This is a genomic window from Bacteroidota bacterium, assembly GCA_039111535.1.
Taxonomy (GTDB): Bacteria; Bacteroidota; Rhodothermia; order Rhodothermales; family JAHQVL01; genus JBCCIM01.
The window spans coordinates 1-6,651 of sequence record JBCCIM010000272.1 but is presented as its reverse complement, the minus strand read 5'-3'; the positions used below and the strand labels follow the sequence as shown (position 1 = coordinate 6,651).

General features: G+C 49.7%; 6 protein-coding genes. 2 read left to right on the top strand and 4 right to left on the bottom strand.

The annotated features are described in order from the left end of the window. The 3 genes from AAF564_25115 to uvrA all read right to left on the bottom strand — a co-directional run. The coding region (locus AAF564_25115; GenBank protein MEM8488850.1) for a DUF262 domain-containing protein at nt 1-541 on the bottom strand (541 nt) is incomplete at its 3' end. 22 nt (nt 542-563) lie between these two features. Continuing rightward, on the bottom strand, nt 564-1,292 hold the full coding sequence (locus tag AAF564_25110) for an FRG domain-containing protein (protein ID MEM8488849.1): 729 nt from the start codon (nt 1,290-1,292) through the stop codon (nt 564-566). Between the two features lie 113 nt (nt 1,293-1,405). Continuing rightward, complete coding sequence (gene uvrA, locus AAF564_25105) at nt 1,406-4,294, bottom strand: excinuclease ABC subunit UvrA (protein MEM8488848.1); 2,889 nt, start codon at nt 4,292-4,294, stop codon at nt 1,406-1,408. 233 nt (nt 4,295-4,527) lie between these two features. On the opposite strand from uvrA, the gene AAF564_25100 reads away from it, so the two are divergent. After that, complete coding sequence (locus AAF564_25100) at nt 4,528-5,352, top strand: isocitrate lyase/phosphoenolpyruvate mutase family protein (GenBank protein ID MEM8488847.1); 825 nt, start codon at nt 4,528-4,530, stop codon at nt 5,350-5,352. 1 nt (nt 5,353) lies between these two features. Further along, a complete protein-coding gene (locus AAF564_25095; protein ID MEM8488846.1) occupies nt 5,354-5,920 on the top strand; it encodes an Ada metal-binding domain-containing protein in 567 nt (188 codons plus the stop codon). A gap of 6 nt (nt 5,921-5,926) precedes the next feature. Here AAF564_25095 and AAF564_25090 read toward each other — a convergent pair whose 3' ends face one another. Continuing rightward, the gene (locus AAF564_25090) at nt 5,927-6,373 is read right to left on the bottom strand and encodes a DinB family protein (protein MEM8488845.1); all 447 of its coding nucleotides are present in this window, start codon (nt 6,371-6,373) and stop codon (nt 5,927-5,929) included. Nucleotides 6,374-6,651 lie beyond the last annotated feature (278 nt).

Sequence of the window (6,651 nt, the reverse complement as noted above, 5' to 3'; positions counted from 1 at the left end):
TCTTGAAAAAAGAAGTATCGGCAACCTGCCGTATAGCTTTCGCCATTGGTCCACCTAAAGCATTTCTTTTCTCTGCCGCATTAAGTGGTACAGCCTCATTTAATCGAGAAAACATATCCTCAATTAAATCAATATCATCAGTCTCTACTAATATTATTGGAAGTATATAGGAATCGAAGCGAATTTTTATTTTAGGATATCTACTAGCTAACTCAGAATAAGTCATACCTTTAGCATCTATCGCTTTATCTGCAAGGTAAACAAAATCATCTGATATACTAAACCGTCCGTCTATAAACCCCCAGATCGCCTCTAATCTCTGTTTTCCATCAATTATTGAAAAATCAAAATTCCCACCACTTGTGTGATTACCATTGAGCTTATGAAAATACAGTTTGGGTATATCATAATCATTGATGATTGAATCAATTAATAATTGTTTTTTTTGTAATGTCCATACTTCCCCTTTTCTCTGATAGTATGGGTTAACATCTATATCATCTCGTTCAGAGTTGACTCGAAGTATAGTGCTATTTTGCATGGGATAAGTATGAATCATCTTCCTAAAGGCTATCTGCAATGCTTTCAAGTTCAGGGAAAAGCTGAAATCTATTATATCCAAGGAGTCTCAATTCTTGCATGAATTGATCTTTACATTCTTTAGGAATCATGTATCTCCAAGCGTGATTCTTTTTGACACCTTCAGGTCCAGCTTCATTTATGAAAATGTTATTTCTATGACTTATGGTAAATACACCTTGCTGCGCTTGCATTCGACTACTATTCCTTGGAGCAATGGCCGCCATTGGAAGCAAGTTAGATTTCTTCTCACCCACTATTGTGCTGGGTTTGTAGTTCTCTAAATAAACATCTTCGAACGATGGAATCTCGTGAGTAAATTCAGGCTCATAGTTGCTCATCTTATTTAAATTTGTCGGATAAAGCACCCATAAACTTCCATCCACATCTGAATTCCCCAAGGCAAAGAAAAGAGCAACCAAAGGACTTTCAGACCAATCCAGCAATCGGGTTGCAACTCCATAGTGCTGCATTAAAAACAACCAGTCAAATTCACTTTTGGGCTGGTGGCCTAGGATAATGCTCGCGTCTTGCTTAAACTTGTTAATAAAGTAAGTCTCAGGTGGACGTTCTTTTATCCTCATATAGCGAGGTTCCAAATTCCAGGCATGGTTAGCTTGACCTCTATACCAGATTGGACCTTCAAATCCAGATGAGTCTTTTTTGAGTTGGTCTATGAGGTCACTTATCGTCTTGATTGGAGTTGGGTCCATAAGTCTATAAACTAATCACAATTTTCGATACCTATCATCTTACAGCGCTTATTTGACACTCGTGGCATTTCTTCTGTGCACTGAAATCTAATCGAAGCTTGAAGTACCTATAACTACTCCTTAAGCAGCGGCTTCAAGAATTTGCCAGTCACGCTCTCCTTGTTAACCGCAAGATCCTCCGGCGTGCCCTCGGCTACAATAAATCCACCTCGGATTCCGCCTTCAGGTCCCAATTCAATCAACCAGTCCGCGCACTTGATCACGTCCAGGTTGTGCTCGATAATGATGACTGAATGGCCTTTTTCGACGAGGGCTTCAAAGGCGCCCATCAGTTTGCGAATGTCATCAAAGTGGAGCCCTGTTGTGGGCTCGTCGAACAGGTAAAGGGTCTTGTCTGTTGATTTTTTGCTGAGGTGTGCTGCCAGTTTGATGCGCTGGGCCTCGCCGCCTGAAAGGGTGTTGGAAGGCTGGCCCAAACTCAGGTAGCCGAGGCCAATTTCGTCGAGTACTGATAGTTTGCGGGTAATGCTGCGGTGCCCCTCAAAAAAAGCGGTTGCTTCCTGGACAGTCATCTGCAAAATATCGTGCACATTTTTACCCATAAACCGCACATCCAGGGCTTCCTGTTTGTAGCGTTTCCCTTTGCAAGCTTCGCATTCCAGGTACAGGTCGGCGAGGAACTGCATTTCAATTTTGACAACCCCTTCACCCTGACATGTTTCGCAGCGTCCCCCGGGTACATTGAATGAGAAGTACCCTGGCCGAAGGCCCCGTATTTTGGCCTGGTGGGTGGATGCAAGCAGTTCGCGAATAGGCCCGAAGGCTTTTACATACGTGACCGGATTTGAGCGGGGAGACCGGCCAATTGGCGTTTGGTCCACCATCTCAATTTGCTGTACAAGGTGGTGCCCCGAAATGCCATCGTTTTTGCCGATGCCTGACTCCCCGTCGTGGAGGCCTTTGATGCGGCGCATGCCGTTGTACAGGGTGTCGTGTACGAGGGTTGATTTACCCGATCCGCTGACCCCTGTTACGCAAACAACTACGCCGAGTGGGAAGGTTGCCTCGAGGCGCTTCAGGTTGTGCTGCCGTGCGTTGTGTACCTGGATTTGAAATTCTTCCTCTACAGGTCGCCGGCGCTCTGGCAGCGGGATTTCCTTTTTGCCACTGAGATAGTTGCCGGTCAGCGAAGCTTTGTCCTTTAATATCTTTTTGTAGGTCCCCTGGAAAATCAGGTCACCGCCATGCACCCCTGAACCCGGGCCCAGGTCAAGGATCTGGTCTGCCCGGCGCATCATTTCGGCTTCGTGCTCAACAACGATCACGGTGTTGCCGATGTCGCGCAAGTGCTCCAGGATTTTTATGAGGCGGTCCGTGTCGCGCGGATGCAGGCCAATGGATGGCTCGTCTAACACGTAAAGCGAGCCAACAAGCGACGAACCCAGCGAAGTAGCGAGGTTGATGCGCTGGCTTTCGCCCCCGGACAAGGTGTGCGAGAGTCGGTCTAGGGTCAGGTAATCGAGGCCTACCTCAACGAGATACTTGAGGCGTTTCTGGATTTCCTCCAGTACGCGGTCGGCAACCGCTTCTTCGTGTTCGGTCAGGTTGAGGTTGTCGAAAAACGTCTGTGCGTCTCGCGTGGTCAGTTCGCACAACTCACCAATGTGGTGACCGGCTACTTTTACATAAAGCGCAGCCGGCTTCAGCCGATGGCCGTTACAGTCCGGACATTGCTGGTATCCCCTGTAGCGCGCCTGGAAAATGCGGTAGTGCATTTTGTAAGACCGACTCGCCAGGTACTTGAACTGCCCGTTGATGCCGCCATACGCACCTTTGCCATTCCATACAATATCACGATGCTTTTCAGGCAGCTTGTGGAAGGGTAAGTCGATGTCAATCCGTTCTTCCATCGCCACCTTGATCAGTGCTGTGAAATACTTGGACCATTTTTGCGTCCGGAATGACGCAATGGCGCCTTGCCGAATAGAGAGGTCAGGGTTTGGGATAATCAGGTCTTCGTCGAGACCTTGAACGCGGCTGAATCCCTGGCAAGTCGGGCAGGCACCGAGTGGATTGTTGAACGAGAACAGATGCGGAGAAGGCTCTTCGAACCGCATGCCGTCGCGCTCAAAGAACTCACTAAATTCCAGTCGCTGTCCTTCATGGACCTGGATAATGCATCGACCGCCGCCTTCGCGAAAGGCTTGTTCTACCGAGTCAGCTATACGGGATGCAGTGACTTCGTCTCCTTGTTTGATGGCAAGTCGATCTACAAGAACAAACAGCCGTTCCCTCGCTGCACGGACTTTCTCGGGGGGCTTTTCATTCAGGTCGATTACGGTAGCATGCGCGCCGGCTTTTGCCTTTTTCTCGGTCGGCATCAGCAAGAGCCTGAAATACCCGCGATGCTGAAGGATTTCCAACTCCTTCTTTAGGGGTGTTTTCTTGTGCTCCGGGACCGGGTAACAAACGTAAAAGCGGGTCTTGTCTTCCAACGTTTCCTGTAGGATATCTGCTACAGAACGGGGAGAGTCTTTGGTTACTTCTTCGTTGCTTACCGGCGAGATGGTTTTGCCAATGCGCGCAAAAAGCAGCCGCATGTGGTCGTAAATCTCGGTTTGGGTGGCAACGGTTGAGCGCGGGTTTCGGGAAACCGTCTTCTGCTCGATAGCAATGGCCGGCGCGAGCCCCGTGATGAGGTCGAGATCCGGTTTGTCCATCCGCTCCAGGAACTGTCGCGCATAAGCGCTGAGGCTTTCTACGTATCGCCGTTGGCCTTCCGCATAAATGGTGTCGAAAGCCAGAGACGATTTGCCCGATCCCGAGGGGCCCGTGAATACAATGAGCTTGTTGCGGGGTAAGTCGAGATTCAGGTTTTTAAGATTGTGCTGCCGCGCACCACGAATGACAATGCTGTGGCGGGCTTTGTCGCGATCTTCTTCTGAGGCCTGTGTTGCTTCAGGCGCTTCGGGAAACGGAATGAGGGTGTCAGCCGCTGGCATACTGCGCACGTGTTCGTATCAAGGGAGCCTGCTTGTATGCCCGGAGTGGGATTTAGATGCCGGCTTCCCAATAAATTTGATGTGGGACTGCGCAAAGATACGCTATATGTGCTAAATATGTTTATGCTTTTTGTGAAGAGCTGAGCGGGAATAAAAAAATCAATTGAAAAATCCCGGAAGACAAACGGTTTTTAGTTGCCTATTCTGGCATCGTTAAATCAAACAACCGTGATATGAAACAGCAAGAAAAGGCAAATATATTTCGTGGCCTTCATAAAGAAGCGCCGCTTGTTCTCCCCAATATTTGGGATGTGATTAGCGCCCGGATGGTCGAGAAAGCCGGCGCAAGTGCACTGGCTACTACAAGCGCAGGTATTTCGTGGAGTTTGGGGTTGCCGGATGGCGGACACTTGACCAGGGAGGTTCTTTGCGACGTACTGCGCAATATTGTACGCGTTACCAACCTGCCGGTATCCGCTGACATTGAGCGAGGGTATGGCGCTGAAACTCCCGAGGATGTCGCCCAAACCGTGCGTATGGTCCTTGATGCCGGCGTTGTCGGGATTAACCTGGAAGACGCAAAAGGGCCCGGCGGGACGATGTTGCGAAACCCGGATGCCCAGGCAGACCGCATTGCGCGTGCTCGGTCAGCGGCCACTGCTATGGGGTGTGATCTGTTTATAAATGCAAGGACAGATGTGTATATGGTTGACAGTGGGCTTTCGGCCGAGGAGAAAGTCGAAGCTGTAGCCATGCGAGCTGCTTTGTATGCTGATGCTGGCGCAGATGGTATGTTCGTGCCGGGGGTAACCGATATTGATACCGTGCGCCAATTAGCAGCGCAAGTTGCAATACCGTTAAATATTATGGCAATGAGCGGAGCGCCGGCCCATGCAACATTGGCTGCTGTTGGAGCTGCCCGCATTAGCACCGGGCCGGCCCTCGCACTGGGCTTTGCTGGTTACCTGCAAGCGCGTACCGAGCAGATGCTGCAAACAGGTACTTTGCCGGAGGCCGAAATTGACCCCACATTTTTAGAAATGAATACTGTGCATTGAAATGAGTAAGGCGCTTACCCGCGAGGAGATGTTAACACGCATGCTGCACTGTGATGCTGCAGCCAACGGGTTATTTATAACGGGAGTGCGTACCACCGGGATTTATTGCCTGCCGTCGTGCCCGGCCCGAAAGCCCAAAGCTGAAAATGTGACGTTCTTTTTCACCGAGGCGGCAGCGCAACAGGCCGGCTTACGCGCCTGCAAGCGATGCCGCCCAGACGAATTTTATGCTGGTGTAAACAGGGAGCATGAACTGGCGCAGGCCATCGTGCAAGTACTCGCTGCAAAGCCAACCACAATGCAAAATGTAGCTACGCTTGCGGCGGCAATTGATGTTAGCGTCGGTCGGTTGTACGCGGTTGTTCAGGCGCAACTGAATACGACACCTGGCGAACTGATTGCGCAACATAAAATCAACCACGCGCAAGACTTGCTTGCCAGCACTGATCAAGGGATCACCCAGGTTGCGTTTGAAGCCGGCTTCGAATCGATGTCGACGTTTTACTTTTGGTTCAAGCGATGTGCTGGTAGCACGCCGGGCAATTACCGCAAGCGTCACCGGGGGTGAAATGCGTCAGGCCGCGAGGGCACGCTCGATTTGTTTGAGATGGGCCTCGTTATGCCAGACTACTTTGTCAAACACATCTTTGAGCGTTTTTTTGCCATCGCCGCTATGTACCATGGTGCTGCTGCCCTGTGATTCATAGGCCTGCTCGGCAAGGTACATGATGCCGGCCCGACAAGCGGTGTAGACCGCCTGGGAAAGTGCAAGGGGTTTGTTGTCGTAGTCGAGGGCTGCTGCCCACGCATCCTGGTCAAATCCCCAAACAACCTGATTCGGTTTGCTAATGGTTCGCCGGATTCGGTCATACAACACGGTTTCTGCGTCAGCCATGTGGTGCAAGAGATAACGTACAGACCACTTTCCTGGTGCATAGGTAAGGTCTAGTTTTGCAGCATCAAGGGTGAACAATTCTACCGTCTGGGCCTGGGTACGGGCGAGATCTTTTAGTATCTGCATGGGAGCCTGGGGTTGGATGGATGCCGTAGTAAATTGCCGGCTTAAATTACCAAATTGTATATAAATTGATTCAATACTAGGTTTGTTATGGGCAGTATAAAACTGTATGCGGATACGGTTGAATAAGCGTTCGATTAAAGCCTGTTTGAAAGAAAAGTGAAGCAAAAAACGCTTTTCAGGGCCTCTGGAAGCGTTTTTCCGTTCTATTCGAACAAATCACCCTCAAATCAAGCAGCCTTTAATCGAACGCTTATTCAACCGTATCCGCATACAGTTTT